Raw genomic sequence first — 15,660 nt, forward strand, 5'->3', positions numbered from 1 at the left:
GCCGTGAGGTGATTGTGAGCAGCAAACGTTACCCCGATGCCTTGCCGCCGCCTTCGGCCACAGGCACCAGGCGCAGGTCCTGGAAGTCGAAGCTGAAGTCGGTCAACGGCGAGATCGCTTCCATGCGCGCTTCGCGTATTCCGCCATCGGCATCCAGGGCAAAGCTGACGAAGGCATCGGCATTGAGCCAGCGCTCGTTCCAGCGGACCACGAAGGTGTCGTGCTGCCAGGGCGTGAGTTCGCCCACCAGTTCCGGGGTGCGGCTGAAGCGCATGACCAGCTTGTCGCCGCGCTGCTCGACGAGCACGTCGCCGTACCACGGGTCGCGGTAGGTGCGCGCATAGCGTGCCAGCGGCAGCGACGGCGGCGCGGCGGACGCGCGCGCGTCCAGGTGTTTCTGCCAGTCCTCGTCGGCCTTGCCCTTCGACTTGGCCAGGGCGGCGGCGTAGGCGGCGCTCCAGTCGGTCTTTGGCGCATCGAGGTAGGCATCGAGCACGCGCAAGGTGACCGCGTTGAATGCCCCGCCGACCTCGGCGTTGGTCAGCACGATCACGCCCAGTTTGTGCTGCGGCACCAGGGTCAGGCGCGAGACCATGCCCGGCCAGCCGCCGGTGTGCCAGACCAGCTTGCTGCCGCGGTAGTCGGACAGTTGCCAACCCTCGCCGTAGCCAAGAAAGTTGGGCTTGGCCGCTTCCAGTTCCGGCACCGACGGCTTGGCGATCGGAATGGGCGTCAGCACCGACCACATGCCCTGCTGGCGCTCCTCGCTGAACACCCGGTGTTCGGTGCCGCGTGCATCACGGTAGGTGCCGCCGGCGAGCTGCATGTTCATCCAGCGACTCATGTCGTGCACGCTGGAATAGATGCCGCCGGCACCGGAGACATTGCCCCACGACATGCGCGGCGCCGGTTGCAGGTCCTTGAAGTCGGCCTTGGCGTAGCCGGTGGCGACGTTGTCGCGTGGACGCAACGCGTCGCTGTTGAAGCGCGTGTCGCGCATGCCCAGCGGATTGAAGATGCGCTGCTGCAGGAACTGCGCATAGGACTGGCCGCTGGCCTTCTCGATCACCAGCTGCGCCACGCCGTACAGGATGTTGTCGTAGGCGTACTGGCCGCGGAAGCTGCCGGTCAGGGGCACGTCCTTGAGCCGGCGTGCGACCTCTTCGGTGCTGTAGTCGGTGCCGGGCCAGTACAGCAGGTCGCCCGCGCCCAGGCCCAGGCCGCTGCGATGCGCGAGCAGGTCGCGCACGCGCATCTCGCGGGTCACGTACGGGTCGGACATGCGGAACCACGGCAGGTGGTCGGTGACGCGATCGTCGAGGTTGAGCTTGCCTTCGTCGGCGAGGATCGACAGCGCCGCTGCAGTGAACGCCTTGGTATTGGAGGCGATGGCGAACAGGGTGTTGGCGTCGACCGGCTGGGTCTTGCCGTCCTTGCCGACTTCACGCGAACCAAAGCCACGCTCGAGCACGACCTGGCCATCCTTGACGATGGCCACGGCGACGCCGGGGACATCGAACTGCTTGCGCACGCCTTCGACATAGGCATCGAAGTCCTGCAACTGCGGCGGCAGCGTCGTCGCTGCGGGAGCTTCCTGCGCCACTGCCATGCCCTGCGCCATCAGCGCCAGGCCCAATACGGCGCCGCGCGCCGGAATCAATCGCAAAGACATGCGGTGGTCTGCTCCCCAGGGTTGCAGCCACCTTAGCCAAACAGGGACGCGATCCCAACCCCTTTCGCCTTGCCCTGCCCCTTGCAGGAAAGAGGCGCTTGCCAGGCAAGCAGGCATAATTCCGCTCTTCCCCACCCTGCAGCTGCCTTGCCAATGCCCGCCCCGCCCCGCACTCCCGCACGCCTGGCCATCATCGGTGGCGGCCCCGCCGGCTTGATGGCGGCCGAAGTCGCGCGCGCGGCCGGGCTGCAGGTTGACCTGTTCGAGGCCAAGGGCTCGGTGGGCCGCAAGTTCCTGATCGCCGGCAAGGGCGGCCTCAACCTCACCCACGGCGAACCGCGCCCCGGATTCGACGCGCGCTACGGATCACGTCGCGACGACATCGCCGCCTGGCTCGACGATTTCGATGCGGACGCGTTGCGGGAATGGGCACGCGACGGCTTCGGCATCGACACCTATGTCGGCACGTCCGGCCGCGTCTTCCCGATGGACCGCAAGGCCGCCCCACTGCTGCGTGGCTGGGTGAGACGGCTGCGCGAACAGGGCGTGAGCTTCCACGTCCAGCACCGCTGGCTGGGCTGGAACGACGACGGCGTCCTGCGCTTCGAAACGCCCGATGGCGAACAGGCATTCGCCGCCGACGCGACCGTGCTCGCGCTCGGCGGTGGCAGCTGGCCGGAGCTGGGTTCCGACGGCACCTGGGAGGATCTGCTGCGCACGCGTGGCGTCGATGTCGCCCCGCTGCAACCGTCCAACTGCGGTTTCGACGTCGGCTGGAGCGAGCACTTCGCCGGTCGCCACGCCGGCGCGCCGTTGAAGCCAGTCATCGCCCACTGGCGCGACGATGCCGGCGCGGAACACGCACTGCAAGGCGAATGCGTCGTCACCGCGACCGGTATCGAAGGCAGCCTGGTCTACGCGCTGTCGGCGACCCTGCGCGATGCGATCGCGGCCAACGGCGAGGCCCGCATCGAGCTGGACCTGGCGCCGGGACGCGATCTGCAACGCCTGCAGCACGACCTCTCCCGGCCGCGCGGCGGGCGCAGCCTGAGCGAGCACCTGCGACGCCATGCCGGCATCACCGGCGTCAAATCCGGCCTGCTGCATGAGGTGCTGGGCAAGGAAGGGTTGCACGACGATGCGACGCTGGCGCGAACGATCAAGCGCCTGCCATTGCGTCTGCTGCGTCCGCGGCCGATTGCCGAAGCAATCAGCAGCGCCGGTGGCGTGCGGCTGGAGGCGCTCGACAAGTCGTTGATGATCCGTTCGATGCCCGGCGTGTTCTGCGCCGGCGAGATGCTCGACTGGGAAGCGCCGACTGGCGGCTATCTGCTCACTGCGTGCTTCGCCAGCGGATTGCGGGCCGCACGCGGCGCGGTCGCGTGGCTGCAAGACTCCCATTCGTAGGAGCGAGCTTGCTCGCGATCGGCGCGGAGCATCGCGAGCAAGCTCGCTCCTACCGGGTCAGCCCTTGGGGGGTGCAGCGACAGGCAGGTACATCGTGCTCGCACACAGTTCGATGCCCTTGGCGCTGGCAGCCGGCATGTCGGTGCCTTTCAGGCCGATGACCTTGACCGTTTCGCCGTTAGCATCCGTCACCTTGGCCAGCGCGATGAAACCGGTCGGGTTGCCGCCGCACATGGCGTTGGACGGCATCTGCGTCGGCGGGGTCTGCTCGAGCACGCGGCGCAGTTCGATTTCCTGATCGGCCGGCACCATCATCGCCTGGGCAAATGTATTTCCGGCCGAGTACTGGTCGGCGCCGTTGACGATCGCCACGCGCTCGGTGGTGAAGCTGGCGCCGTTGTCGCCGCGCATCATGTTGTCTTCGATGGTCAGCTTGCCCGTCACCGCCGTCGCCACCGGATTGCCCGGCTCGAACTCTCCCATCGCCACGGCCTTGACCATCGGCGGCGCGGCGCGCTCGACCGGCTCTGCGTTGACGTCAGGTTGCGGATTGGCCGCCGGTGCAGGGGCGGTGATTTCTTCCGGCGGAGCGCTGTTGACCGGCGCCTGCTTCTCGCATGCGGCCAGCAGCAACGTGGCGGCGACCACCATGGTCAAGGCGCCGCAGGCGCGAAGGCTGGGGATCGCTTTACTCACCGCTCGTGCAGATGCCATCAGTGTCCTCACTTGTCATGGTCCACGGCGCTGGCGCGCCCTCGGCAACCTCTGGCGAGTAACGCCGTGCCGGGTTCGAACTGCCCTCAGGCAGCGTCGTCGATCGCGTCATCCATCACGCCATCAATCAGCGGTTTCAGTTCCGGGTCGAGCGCCACGCGCTCGTCGAACACGAAGCAGCGACCGTCGTAGTGGCGTCCGCCAACGCGTTCAAAGTAACCCAGAATCCCGCCATCGAGCTGCAATACGTTGCTCATTCCCTCGGCCTGCATCCACAACGCGGCCTTCTCGCAGCGGATGCCGCCGGTGCAGAAACTGACCACCGTGGCGTCGCCGAGCGCATCGCGGTGCGGTTCCAGCGCCTGCGGCAGGTCGGTGAAGTTGTCGATCGGCAGCGTCAACGCATCGCTGAAGGTGCCGTAGCCGAACTCCTCGCGGTTGCGCGTGTCGAGCATCACCACGCGCTTGCCCGCGTCGTCGTGGCCCTGGTCGAGCCAGCGCGCCAGCGTCTCGGGCATCACTGCCGGCGCCCGGCCGGTCAGCGGCGAGGCGTTGTCGCGGCGGAAGGCGATGATCTCCGGCTTGACCTTTACCTTCAGCCGCGCGAACGGCTGGCGCCGGCTGCGGCTGAACTTGACGATGAGGTCGGCAAAACTTTCCTGCGCACGCAGCGCATCGAGGAAGCCGTGGATGGCTTCGTCCGTGCCGGCCAGGAACAGGTTGATGCCCTCGCCCGCCACCAGCATGGAGCCGCGCAGCCCGGCCGCCTCGGCGCGCGAATGCAGCTGGGCGGCAAGGTCTTCGGGGTGCGGGATGGGGGTGAAGTGGTAGGCGGCGATATTGAGCAGCATGGTGCGCATTGTAAGCGCCGCCGGGCGGACCTCCGACCCGCCGCCCAAGTCATTGATTAATCTGGATTCATCGACGGCGGCTGGCGAAGCCACGCAGCGGCCAGGGCGAGCCATCCCAGGATCGCCAGGACCACGAACTTCTGGCTCAGGCCACGCGGCAGCTCGCGCCACAGCGCGTGGATCCACAGCGCCGCAAAGCAGAACACGGCCAGGCCAAAGGCTATGGCGAAGCAGCGCCGCCAGTGCGGGTCGGCTCGGAAGCGCCACGACTGCCCGAGCATGCCCAGGGTCGTGCCAAGGAACGCCAGCGGCGCGGAGATGGCGTGGATGATGGCGCCCACGGTCAGCTTGCGGTCGCCACCCAGGTCGGTCTCGGCCTGGGCCGTGATCGCCAGCGCCACCGCACCGAGCAGGAACAGCAACAGCACCGTCTGCCGTCCCGGGCCCGGAACGGTGACGCGGTAGTAGCCGATCGCCAGCACCGCGATCGCGCTGGCCAGGATCACGTAGGCAAATTGCAGCCAGGGCCCGTAGGGGCCGATCAGGTAGAAGCTCAGCGGCGCCCGGACCCAGTCGAGGTCGTCGCGCAGTCCCTGCAGCACGGTGCAAGTGAAGGCGAACCAGGCGATGGCCACCAGCGCGACAGTCCCCAGGTTGCGGGCCAGTGCCCGCTCCCTGTACTTGATTCCCACGGAGACATCGATGCCCGACATCACCCCGACTCCCACGATCCGAATTGATGATGGTCTCTAAACAACGATCAGCGCACGCCCATGAAATCCAGCTTGCCCACCGCGACGCCGTTGTGGCGCAGCAGTGCATATGCGGTTGTAACGTGGAAGTAGAACTGCGGCAGGCCATAGTGCAGCAGGTAGGCCGTACCGGTGAAGCGGCGTTCCTTCGGCGTGCCCGGGCGCAGCACGATCTCGCGCTCGTGGCTGCCTTCGAACAGCAGCGGGTCGAGGCCGTCGATGAAGGCCAGCGTGCGCGCGATGCGCGCGTGCAGCTCGGCGAAGTCCTGCTCGGTGTCGTCGTAGGCCGGGACCTCGACGTCGGCCAGGCGCGCCGGCACGCTCTTTGCGAAGTCGCAGGCGATCTGCACCTGGCGCACAAGCGGGAACATGTCGGGGAACAGGCGCGACTGCAGCAGCACGCCGCCGTCGATCTTCTTCTCCGCGGCATAGGCCTCGGCCTTTTCCAACAGGCCGGCCATGGCGCCGAGCATCTGCCTGAACACCGGAACCGACGCGTCGTACATCGAAATGGACATGCCTTGCCTCAAGTTTGGTTGACGTAGCCGCGCATGGTACAGGGCGACGGCTCCGACCTTGCCGTTGCCGTGCGCAACATAGCGTCCCGGCATGAAGGCCGGGACGCCATCGCAGTCACCAGCCGATGCCGATGCCTACGCCGGCCGACTGCTCGCTGCCACTGAATGCCGCACCCACCGACAGCGAGACGTTGCGCTTGACCAGTCGCTGGTAGCCCACCGCCAAAGCTTCCTCGCCTTCTGCATAGCCGGCACCGACCGAAACGCGGTTGAGGGTCTGGATGTTGGCCGCGCTGCTGGCCATGTGCACCATCGCCGCGGTCATCGCGCCCTGGCGGTTGATGCGCTGGTCGGTGGCGCGGAACTCGTCGTTGACCTCGCCGCGCAGGTCCTCGATCGCCTGCATCGGCAGGGCCACGATCTGGTTGACCTGCTGGTCGGTGTAGGCGTTGGCCTGGTTCAGCGTAACCGCCGCCTGGTTCGACATCTGCCGCACGTTGACCGCATCGGTCGCCGCGGTTCCCTCCGCGACATTGACCACCTGGCGGGCGTTGCCGGCGGAACCGACCGAGACCGTGTTGTCACGGTCGGCGACCGAGTTCGCGCCGACGGCGACGCTGTTGGCGGCGGTCGCGCTGGCACCACCACCGGCGGCAACGCTGTTGTTCCCGGTTGCCGTGGCCGTGGCGCTGCCGCCGTTGGCGATGAAACGCGGATCGCGGCTGCCGCCACCGCCGCCGCCGTTGACCTCGATGCTGGTCACGCGACCGTCCAGGTTGGCCAGGGCGTTGCCGACATCGTTGAACACATTGCCGCCGATGGTGTAACTGGGCGGCGTGATCGCGCCGCCCGGGCCGACCGCCGCGCCACCACCGAACATGGTCACCACGTTCTGGCTCATCGTCGACAGCTGACCCACGTTGACCGCATCGGTGACGGCACTGCCCGCGGCGACGTTGGTGACCTGGCGCTCCGCCCCGGCACTGCCTACCGAGACCTCGCCGAACGAGTTCTGCGGCGCGGCCAGCGCATAGGCGGTGTAGCCGCTCTGCGCACCGACGGTGGTCTGCGACGCCGAACCCAATGCCACGCTCAGGGCGTGGTTGGCAGTTGAGCCCGCGCCCAGCGCCACGCCCTGTTCGGCGTTGACCTGGGCCTGGCTGCCCATTGCGATGCCCGAAGCGAGCAGCACCTGCGCGTCGCGACCGATGGCAATCGCCCCCGCAGCCGCCGCGTCGACCACGGCGCCATTGCCGATGCCAATGCCGTTGTCGGCGTTGACCACGGTGGTCGGTCCGACCGCGATCGAATCGGTACCGACCGCTAGCGAATCGCCGAGCACCGAATTTGCGTGGAAGTAGGCGGTGCTGGTCGTGGTGACCGCGTTCAACGCACCCTGCAACTGCCGCAGGGTCACCGCGTCCTGCGCTTGCGTACCGTCGGCGACGTTGATGATCTGGCGATAGGACGTACCCGAACCGAGCGAGACCGCGCCCAGCAGCGTCGCATCGGTGGTGTCGATGGGAATCGCCGTCGAACCGGCCGGGATCGATCCCGTGGTCGGTGCGAGTGCGCGATTGGAGACCGACCCGGATCCCAGCGCGACCGCGCCGACGACGGACGACACCGCCGTGTCGCCGAGGGCCAGCGCCCCGGCCTGCTGCGCTTGCGACTGGAAGCCGAGCGCCACTGCGCCCTGCCCCAACGCGCTGTTGGTGTTGCCGATGGCCAGTGCACCATTGCCGGTGGCGGTATTGTCCAGGCCCTGTGCGACGGCGCCGTCGCCGGTGGCCACGTTGGGATCACCGATCGCCACTGCGCCGTTGCCACTGGCGGTATTGGCATCGCCGATGGACACCGACGCGCCACCGCCGGCCGCCGCGTTGCGGCCAATCGCGACTGCACCGTCGGTTGCCGCATTGGCGGCGGTACCGGCGGCAAACGCACCATTGGCCGAGGCCACCGCCCGCGATCCGACCGCGACGCTTCCCACGCCTGCCGCGACGCTCGCCTGCCCCACCGCGACAGCACTGTCGGCTTGCGCCCGGGAATCCGCGCCGACGGCCAACGAGTTGACGCCATCGGCTTGGCTGAATTGCCCCAGCGCCGTCGACGCGGTGCTGTTGGCGAGGGCGGAGCGACCCAGCGCGGTGGCGAAAGCGGCGGTGGCCCTTGCTCCAGTGCCCAGCGCCGTCGTGTTGTCACGATCGGCAATGGCGCCGGCGCCGACTGCAACCGATGCCGCGCCGGTAGCCTGCGCATCGTCGGTGCCGTCGTTCAGTCCGATGGCCTTGAAGTAGCGCAGGCTGCCGGTGGCCGTGGTGAGTTGGCTGACATTCACAGCATCCGTCAGCGCGGTGCCTGCGGCGACGTTGACGATCCTGCGCTCGCCGCCGACGGTGCCGACCGAAACGGTGTTGGCCTGGTCGGCAAGGGAAGCATTGCCGAGGGCAACCGAATTGACTGCGGTCACGCGGCTGCCGAATCCGAGCGCCGTTCCCTGGCTGACGGTGACACTGCTGGTCGCACCGAAGGCCGACGACCGCAGCGCACCGACGGCGATGATGCTGTCAGCACCCACGGCCGTGCTCTGGTCGGCCAGCACCTGTGCACCGCTGCCGATGGCAGTGTCGTCAGGCCCGGCGGCTCGGCTGGCCGCGCCGAGCGCGGTGCTGCCGGCACCGACCGCGGCACTGCCGCGACCGCCGGAGAATGCGTCTACGGCTGAAGCGATCGAGTCCGCACCCAGCGCCAGTGCACCGGTCTGCGAGGCATTGGCCGAACGCCCCAGCGAGGTCGCATTGGATGCGGTCGCCTGCGCGTTGTTGCCGACCGCCAGCGCTTCGCTGGCGGTGGCGTCGGCGGATTGTCCCAGCGAAACGCTGAGCGAACCGGTCGCGGTCGCGTTCTGGCCGAGCGCGGTGCTGACGTTGCCCTGCGCCAGCGCCGAGGTGCCCAATGCCACCGAGTTGCTGCCGATCGCGCGTGCGCCCTGGCCGATCGCGCTGGCCTGCGGCCCCTGCGCATTGGCCGCGGTGCCGAAGGCGACGCTGTTCTGGCCGTTGGCGATCGCATTGGCGCCCACCGCCGTGGCATCGGAGTTGTTGGAACGACTGTTGTTGCCGATCGCGATGCCGTTGTTGACCGCTGTGCCGCTGGGATCGGTCGCTGCGACTATTGCGCCGGTACCGACCGCCAGGCCGTTGCTTGAATTGACCGCGCTGTTGTTGCCGATGGAGATGCCGTTGATGCCTGCTACGACAACGCCTGCGTTGGTTCCCAGCACGATGCTGTCGGTGGCAGCTGCGACGGCCTGGAAGCCCACCGCGATGGTGTTGTTGGCCTGTGCCTGCGCCAGCGTGCCGACCGAGGTGCTGTTGGCCGCCGTGGCGCGCGCTCCACCGCCGAGTGCCAACGCCGCCTGCTGCGTGGCCTGGGCATCAAAACCGAACGCGGCACTGCCCGTCCCGGTGGCGTGCGAAATCGTACCGACCGCGGTACTTGCTGCCGCCGTGGCAGTGCTGTCTGCCCCAATGGACACCGAGCCCTGATTGGTCGCCTGCGCAGCGGGACCAAGCGCGATCGCGCCGGGGCCCGAGGCCAGCGTGACCTCGTTGGCTTCGACGATGCCGTTGGCGTTGCTGTCGTTCCAACCACCGATCGCGGTGGTGAGTATGTTGGTGGACGAAGTGCGATAGCCGAGAGCGACGCTGCTCATCCCGCTGGCCACCACCTCGTTGCCGACCGCGATGCTGGTCGCACCGCTCGCCTGCGAGCCGCCACCGACCGCGAGGCTGCGGTCGGCGCTGGCATTGGCGGCGATGCCGAAGGCCTGCGCGCCCAGGACCGTGGCCTGCGCGCCGGTGCCGACCGCCAGAGTCTGGTCGGTCGCGGCATTGGCGAACGCACCGACAGCGAGTGCGGCCTCACCTGCCGCAACGGAATTGGAGCCCAGCGCCGTAGCGCCAGGACCGTTGGCCGACGCGCTGCTGCCAGCGGCAATGGTGAATGGACCCACGGCAATGGCATCGTCCGAACCGTCGCCCAGTCCGTCGGCCTGGAAATAGCGGATGCCCTCGGTGGCCTGGATGACGGCGTCGAGCTGACTGACGTTGACACCGTCGGTCGCGGCGGTCCCGGGAGCGAGATTGACGATCCTGCGCTGCGCCGCGGCCGTGCCGACCGAAACGGTGTCGGCCTGGTCGGCAACGGAGCCGGTGCCAAGGGCCACTGAATTCGTGGCCGAGGCGGTCGCCCCCGCGCCCACGGCCGTCGCCCCGGGATCGGTGGCCACGGCCAGGTTCCCCAACGCGGTCGCGTTACCGCCGGTCGCCGTGGCATTGCTGCCGCAGGCGAACGAGCCGGCGCCGGCCACCGTCTGCGTGAACACGCCCGTGCACGCTGCCTGCGCCAAGGCCAGTGGCGATGCCCCGGCAAACACCAGCGCGACTGCAATCCGCAGCACGTTTGAATCACGACGACGACCTTGGTTCTCATACACGCCAGGAATGGTGTTCACGACGGGCTCCTCATGCGAGCTGAAAATTCGCGAATGGGTCCCGTAAAGCCCGCCACGTGTCAGCGCAGTCTCGCGAGACGCAATAAGTGCACGACGGCCGCCTCGCGGCCTCCCGATGACGCATCCGGGGTCATGCGTGGCATTGATTCCCTCAACGCCCATCGCAGATGAACGAACGCCAGACGCGCGACGACGCAGGGGTCTTCCTTCACGCAGGCATCGCAATCACATGCTTGAACGGAGGCTCACGCCTTGGACGTGGAGTTACCGTGAAAAAGTTCACGCATGAGATGCGCCTGCACCGGCATGCTTCTTGCTCGTCATCGGCTCGCGATTGACGTGCTTATGTGTTGCGATGCCGCGCTACTCGGGCGCCGCTGCGTTCAGGTCGCAGGCACGAGCTCGTGACGCTGCGCCATGCGCGCATACAACGCCTCGAGCCTGCGCCCCATGCCTTCCGAACCCCATGCGCGGGCATCCTCGGGACCGGCGGCGGCCAACTGTGCGCGCAGTTCAGGCGAGCGCAGCAAGCGCGCGACCTGGCGCGCGAAATCCTCGACATCGGGTTCGGCGACCAGCGCGCTGCGCGCGTCGCGAAGCACGGTCGCCGTGCCCATGACAGCGGTAGACACGATCGGAACCCCCAGTGCCATCGCCTCGATCAGCACCAGGCCCTGTGTTTCGGTGGGTGATGCGAACACGAACGCATCGCCGGCGCGGTAGGCGTCGAGCAGCGTGGTACGGCGATCGAGGTTGCCGAAGAAGCGCACGTGGCCCTGCAGGCCCAGTTCCTGGACGAGTCGGCGCAGGCGTGGTTCGTCCGGGCCCTCGCCCGCGATCAGGAACAACAGGTCCGGGAAGGCCGCGACCAGCTTGCGTACGACCTGCAGCAGGAAGCCGATGTTCTTTTCCAGCGACAGGCGACTGACCGTCACCAGCGTCGGCCGCTCCGGCGAGATGCCGTGGGCGGCGCGGAAACGGGCGCCGTCGCCGTCGCGGAACTGCTCCAGGTCGATGCCGGTGGGGATCACCGCCGACGGCGTGGTCACGCCGTAGCGGTCCAGCACCTCGACCATCTGCCGGCTCGGCACGATCAGCTCGTCCACGCCGTGGCACAGGTGGCGCGAGGCGCGCCGGGCCAGCAGGCGAGTCAGCGAGGACGGCAGCCACGGCAGGTAGTGGCCCACGTACTCCTCGAAATAGGTGTGGTAGGTCTCCACCGTCGGCCAGTCGCCGTGGCGCGCCAGGCGCACGCCGAGCGAGTGGGCGCGGAACGGGGTATGGATGTGGATCACGTCCCACTCGCGCTCACGCAGCGCCGCCTCGGCCCGTGCCAGGTCGCGGCCCTTGATCAGGCGGTCTTCGGGGTCGAAGAAGATCTCGCGCGACGGCAGGCGAAGGATCTCGAATCCTTCGTTGCCATCGTCGCAGGACTGCGGCCCGGTCCCGTAGTCGGGCGCCACCAGCGTGACCGCGTGCCCCATCCGCGCCAGGCCCTGGGCGAAGGTGCGGATCGAGGTGGAGACGCCATTGATGCGCGGGAAGTACACGTCGGACAACATCAGGATGTTCATGCCGGTCTCGCCTGGGCCCGTGCCCGCGCCATGACGATTCCACAGGCTCAACGTTACCGTTTTGTCACAAAGTCGCGGTTCCTTTGCAGGACGGGGGTTCCGGAACTGCGGTCAGCCCTCCTGGACGTCGGTCCAGCGCTGCGGTCCGGCGCCATGCTCGCCCAGTACGTCGCCCGGATTGGCCAGGCGGCAGCGCTCCAGCGACAGGCAGCCGCAGCCGATGCAGTCGTCGAGCGTGTCGCGCATCTGGATCAGCTGCTGGATGCGGATATCGAGCTCCTCGCGCCACTTCGCCGACAACCGCGTCCAGTCGCGTCGCGTCGGCGTGCGCGCCTCCGGCAGGCTCGCCAGGGCTTCACGGATGCTGGCCAGCGGCATGCCCACGCGCTGGGCGGCGCGGATGATCGCGATCCGGCGCAGCATGTCGCGTGAGTAGCGGCGCTGGTTGCCGGCGGTGCGCTGACTGTGGATCAGACCCTTGGTCTCGTAGAAGTGCAGTGCCGAGACCGTCGTCCCGCTGCGTTGCGCCATTTCGCCGACGGTGAGCTCGTCGTGGGATGCCATTGCCCTTGACCTCAACTTAAGTTGAGGTTCTATCCTGCTCGTCGTGTTCAATTCCGGTCAAGTCATGGATACCCGCAACGCGCGCGACGGCTATGTCGCCCGATCCGTTCCGGCCGCGGCCACGATGCAGGCGGTGGTGTTCGACAGCTACGGCCCGCCTGATGTCCTGCGCTTGGCCGAATTGCCACTGCCACAGCCGGCCCGGGGCGAGGTCCGCGTGCGCGTACGCGCAGCGGGCGTGCAGCCGGCCGACTGTTCGACCCGCAGCGGCTGGTTCGCGCAGCGCGGCATCGGCCAGGCGCCGTTCCCGCGCCAGCTCGGCAACGAGTTCGCTGGTGTCGTCGAGCACGTTGGCGCCGAGGTCGACGGACTCGTCGCCGGTGACGAAGTGCTGGGCTGGACCACGGCCAGCGCCTACGCCGAGGCGGTGGTGGTGCCTGCGGACCAACTGGTCGCCAAGCCCGTCTTGATGACGTGGGCCGTAGCCGGGTCGCTGTCGGCATCCGGGCAGACCGCGCATACCGCGGTGCAGGCGCTGGACATCGTTCCCGGCGACACCGTGCTGGTGCACGGCGCGGCCGGCGGCGTCGGCACGATTGCCGTGCAACTGGCGCGCCTGCGCGGTGCGCGCGTGATCGGCACCTCCAGCCGCGAGAACCACGACTACCTGCGCTCACTCGGCGCCGAGCCGGTGCTGTACGGCCCGGGCCTGGCCGAACGCGTGCGCGAACTTTCCCCCGGTGGCGTGCAGGCGGCACTGGATGCCGCCGGGCGCGGTGCGCTGGACGCGTCCATCGCACTGGGCGTCGAACCTTCCCGCATCGCCACGCTAGTGGCGTTCGAGGACGTGCAGCGCCTGGGCGTGCGCGGCGTGCGCAGCGAGCGCAGCCGCGCGCGCCTGCAGGAGCTGGTGGACCTGCATGACGTCGGCCGCCTGCGCGTGCACGTGCGCGACATCTATCCGTTGTCGCATGCCGTGGTCGCGCATCGCGATGTCGAGAACGGGCACGGGCGCGGCAAGGTCGTGCTGATGGTCTACAGCACGTTCGGGCATGCGCTGTGAATGACGCATCCGATCGCCTGCCGCCGGATCATGCCGATCCGGGTGACACGGCAACTGATTCCCCGACCGGCGCGGAAGACGGCGGCCTGCTCGACCGCCGCTATCGAAGTGTCACGCTGGGCGCGGTCGCGCTCGTCGCGCTGTATGCATTCGAAGCCCTGGCCGTCGCCACCGCGATGCCGACCGTGGCGCAGGCGCTCGATGGCCTGCCGCTGTACGCACTCGCCTTTGGCGGCACCCTCGCCGCCTCGGTCGTCGGCATGGTCGTCGCCGGGCGCTGGGGCGACCGGCATGGCCCGGCACGACCACTGCGCCAGGGCATCGCCTGGTTCTGCCTGGGCCTGGTGATCGCCGGCCTGGCGCCGTCGATGCCGGTGCTGATTCTCGGCCGCATCGTCCAGGGCTTCGGCGGCGGCTTGATGTCGGTGGCGTTGTACGTCGCCGTTGGACGCGTGTATCCGCCGCGGCTGCATCAACGCATCTTCGCCTCGTTCGCCGCGGCCTGGGTGTTGCCGGCAGTGATCGGCCCGGCGATCAGCGGATTGCTGGTCGAGCACCTGGGCTGGCGCTGGGTGTTCCTTTCGGTGCCGCTGATCGCAGCTGTCGCGGCCTGGTGCGTGCTGCCGGCCCTGCGTGGCCTGGGCGCGCCGCCAGGCGCAGGTCATGACGTCACGACCGGGCAGCCACACCGCATCGCCTGGGCGGTCGGCGCCGCCGCCAGCGCGCTGGTGCTGCACTACGCCGGCCAGCAGCACCATGCCGGAGCCCTGCCACTGCTCGTGCTGGCGGTCGCCGGTGTGATCGCGTGCGCCTGGCAACTACTGCCACGCGGCACGCTGCGTGCCGCACGCGGCCTGCCGACGGTGATCGCGATGCGCGGCATCGCCTCGTCGGCGTTCTTCGGCACCGAAGTGTTCGTGCCTTTGCTGCTGTCGCGCGAGCGCGGCCTGTCGCCGACCGCCGCCGGCGCCGTGCTCACCGCCGGCGCGATCGGCTGGTCGGTGGGTTCGTGGTGGCGCAGCCGGCCATCGCAGCCATTCACGCCATCGCAGCTTCTGCGCATCGGCATGTGCCTGATCCTGATCGGCGTCAGCGGCGTGGCGATGTCGATCGCGCCGTCGGTGCCGGTGGCCGTCGGCATCGCCGGCTGGATCGCCGCCGGCTTCGGCATGGGCGCGCTGTTCCCGACGCTGTCGGTGCTGACGCTGGAACTGTCGCCGTCGACGCAGCAAGGCCTCAACGCATCGGCGCTGCAGCTGTGCGACTCGCTGTTCACCGCGACCGTGCTGGCCGTGGGCGGGTCGATCTTCGCCGCCCTGCTGGTGCGGGCTCCGTCCTGGGCCTATCTGTCCGGATTCGCGTTCTCGGCGCTGCTGGCCTTGCTTGGCGCCGTGCTGGCGCCACGCATCAACGCTTCTCGGTGACCGCGCGGCGCAGGTTGCGTCGCGCCTGAGTGTCATAGCGCTGATGGAAGAAGTCGCTGAGATAGATACGCGGGCGCGCCAGCAGCGCCTTCAGGAAGCGTCGCCGATTGAGCTTGAACAACCACGCCGGCACGTGCCCGCGGTACTCGGCGGCGATACCGCGGTCGTAGGCATCGAACAGCGCCGGCTCGGCACCGAGGATGGCCATGTCGCAATCGAGGAACAACGCCGCTTCGTCGTCGACATCCGCCGGCTGCAGGGTGCCGTGCCGCGCGGTCAGTTCGATCAGGTCGACCACGCGCTGCGCATCGATGCCGGCGCTCGACCACCACTGCGCGACGTGGGCCACCGCCAGCTCGGCCGAGCGGGTCTCGTTGTCGCGTCGGCCGGCTTCATAGATGGCGTCGTGGTACAGCACCGCCAGTCCGACTTCCGCGGGCTGCCGCCAGCCCGGGCCCGCGGCGACCTCGTGGTAGTGCCGCAGCACTTCCTGCACGTGCTGGAAGTTGTGATAAGCACGCGGCGGCGAAGCATAGGCGGCCTGCAGCGCGTCGAGCTGCTCGGGCGGCAGGTCCAGTGGAAGCGCGACGGTCATCGGCACG

General features: G+C 68.6%; 12 protein-coding genes. 3 read left to right on the plus strand and 9 right to left on the minus strand.

Annotated elements, in window-relative coordinates; all coding sequences use genetic code 11:
- Positions 1-28 precede the first annotated feature (28 nt).
- Positions 29-1,672, minus strand: a complete 1,644-nt coding sequence (locus AC3A3Q_RS08240) for a serine hydrolase (RefSeq protein WP_487585781.1) — start codon at positions 1,670-1,672, stop codon at positions 29-31.
- Between the two features lie 153 nt (positions 1,673-1,825).
- On the opposite strand from AC3A3Q_RS08240, the gene AC3A3Q_RS08245 reads away from it, so the two are divergent.
- Positions 1,826-3,079 (plus strand): TIGR03862 family flavoprotein, encoded by a 1,254-nt coding sequence (locus AC3A3Q_RS08245; RefSeq protein ID WP_487585782.1) that lies wholly within the window; start codon positions 1,826-1,828, stop codon positions 3,077-3,079.
- Between the two features lie 57 nt (positions 3,080-3,136).
- On the opposite strand, the gene AC3A3Q_RS08250 is transcribed toward AC3A3Q_RS08245, so the two are convergent.
- The 7 genes from AC3A3Q_RS08250 to soxR form a co-directional block, all read right to left on the minus strand.
- Positions 3,137-3,793, minus strand: a complete 657-nt coding sequence (locus AC3A3Q_RS08250; RefSeq protein ID WP_487585783.1) for a hypothetical protein — start codon at positions 3,791-3,793, stop codon at positions 3,137-3,139.
- An 86-nt stretch (positions 3,794-3,879) separates the two neighbouring features.
- Positions 3,880-4,644, minus strand: coding sequence for a sulfurtransferase (locus AC3A3Q_RS08255; RefSeq protein WP_487585784.1), 765 nt, complete (start codon positions 4,642-4,644; stop codon positions 3,880-3,882).
- 56 nt (positions 4,645-4,700) lie between these two features.
- Positions 4,701-5,357, minus strand: a complete 657-nt coding sequence (locus AC3A3Q_RS08260; protein WP_487585785.1) for a DUF998 domain-containing protein — start codon at positions 5,355-5,357, stop codon at positions 4,701-4,703.
- Positions 5,358-5,404: 47 nt separating this feature from the next.
- Positions 5,405-5,914, minus strand: a complete 510-nt coding sequence (locus AC3A3Q_RS08265; RefSeq protein ID WP_487585786.1) for a DUF1993 domain-containing protein — start codon at positions 5,912-5,914, stop codon at positions 5,405-5,407.
- A 115-nt stretch (positions 5,915-6,029) separates the two neighbouring features.
- Positions 6,030-10,433, minus strand: coding sequence for a beta strand repeat-containing protein (locus tag AC3A3Q_RS08270; RefSeq protein ID WP_487585787.1), 4,404 nt, complete (start codon positions 10,431-10,433; stop codon positions 6,030-6,032).
- 383 nt (positions 10,434-10,816) lie between these two features.
- Positions 10,817-12,007, minus strand: a complete 1,191-nt coding sequence (locus AC3A3Q_RS08275) for a glycosyltransferase (protein ID WP_487585788.1) — start codon at positions 12,005-12,007, stop codon at positions 10,817-10,819.
- A gap of 111 nt (positions 12,008-12,118) precedes the next feature.
- Positions 12,119-12,571 carry a redox-sensitive transcriptional activator SoxR gene (gene soxR, locus AC3A3Q_RS08280; protein ID WP_487585789.1) on the minus strand — a complete coding sequence of 151 codons (453 nt, stop codon included), beginning with the start codon at positions 12,569-12,571 and terminating at the stop codon, positions 12,119-12,121.
- Positions 12,572-12,635: 64 nt separating this feature from the next.
- On the opposite strand from soxR, the gene AC3A3Q_RS08285 reads away from it, so the two are divergent.
- Both AC3A3Q_RS08285 and AC3A3Q_RS08290 read left to right on the plus strand, forming a co-directional pair.
- On the plus strand, positions 12,636-13,634 hold the full coding sequence (locus AC3A3Q_RS08285; protein ID WP_487585790.1) for an NADP-dependent oxidoreductase: 999 nt from the start codon (positions 12,636-12,638) through the stop codon (positions 13,632-13,634).
- Positions 13,631-15,058 (plus strand): MFS transporter, encoded by a 1,428-nt coding sequence (locus AC3A3Q_RS08290; RefSeq protein WP_487585791.1) that lies wholly within the window; start codon positions 13,631-13,633, stop codon positions 15,056-15,058. Before AC3A3Q_RS08285 ends, AC3A3Q_RS08290 begins: the two co-directional genes overlap by 4 nt.
- Here the strand turns inward: AC3A3Q_RS08290 and AC3A3Q_RS08295 are convergent.
- Positions 15,042-15,653: an HD domain-containing protein gene (locus tag AC3A3Q_RS08295; protein WP_487585792.1), complete on the minus strand. Its 612-nt coding sequence runs from the start codon at positions 15,651-15,653 to the stop codon at positions 15,042-15,044. The genes AC3A3Q_RS08290 and AC3A3Q_RS08295 overlap by 17 nt on opposite strands.
- Positions 15,654-15,660 lie beyond the last annotated feature (7 nt).

Source organism: Lysobacter sp. Soil_C_59 (assembly GCF_057656415.1).

Bases quoted from the DNA above. Each gene is read 5' to 3' on its own strand.
- AC3A3Q_RS08240 (WP_487585781.1), bottom strand. From the start codon at position 1,672: ATGTCTTTGCGATTGATTCCGGCGCGCGGCGCCGTATTGGGCCTGGCG.
- AC3A3Q_RS08245 (WP_487585782.1), top strand. From the start codon at position 1,826: ATGCCCGCCCCGCCCCGCACTCCCGCACGCCTGGCCATCATCGGTGGC.
- AC3A3Q_RS08250 (WP_487585783.1), bottom strand. From the start codon at position 3,793: ATGGCATCTGCACGAGCGGTGAGTAAAGCGATCCCCAGCCTTCGCGCC.
- AC3A3Q_RS08255 (WP_487585784.1), bottom strand. From the start codon at position 4,644: ATGCTGCTCAATATCGCCGCCTACCACTTCACCCCCATCCCGCACCCC.
- AC3A3Q_RS08260 (WP_487585785.1), bottom strand. From the start codon at position 5,357: ATGTCGGGCATCGATGTCTCCGTGGGAATCAAGTACAGGGAGCGGGCA.
- AC3A3Q_RS08265 (WP_487585786.1), bottom strand. From the start codon at position 5,914: ATGTCCATTTCGATGTACGACGCGTCGGTTCCGGTGTTCAGGCAGATG.
- AC3A3Q_RS08275 (WP_487585788.1), bottom strand. From the start codon at position 12,007: ATGAACATCCTGATGTTGTCCGACGTGTACTTCCCGCGCATCAATGGC.
- soxR (WP_487585789.1), bottom strand. From the start codon at position 12,571: ATGGCATCCCACGACGAGCTCACCGTCGGCGAAATGGCGCAACGCAGC.
- AC3A3Q_RS08285 (WP_487585790.1), top strand. From the start codon at position 12,636: ATGGATACCCGCAACGCGCGCGACGGCTATGTCGCCCGATCCGTTCCG.
- AC3A3Q_RS08295 (WP_487585792.1), bottom strand. From the start codon at position 15,653: ATGACCGTCGCGCTTCCACTGGACCTGCCGCCCGAGCAGCTCGACGCG.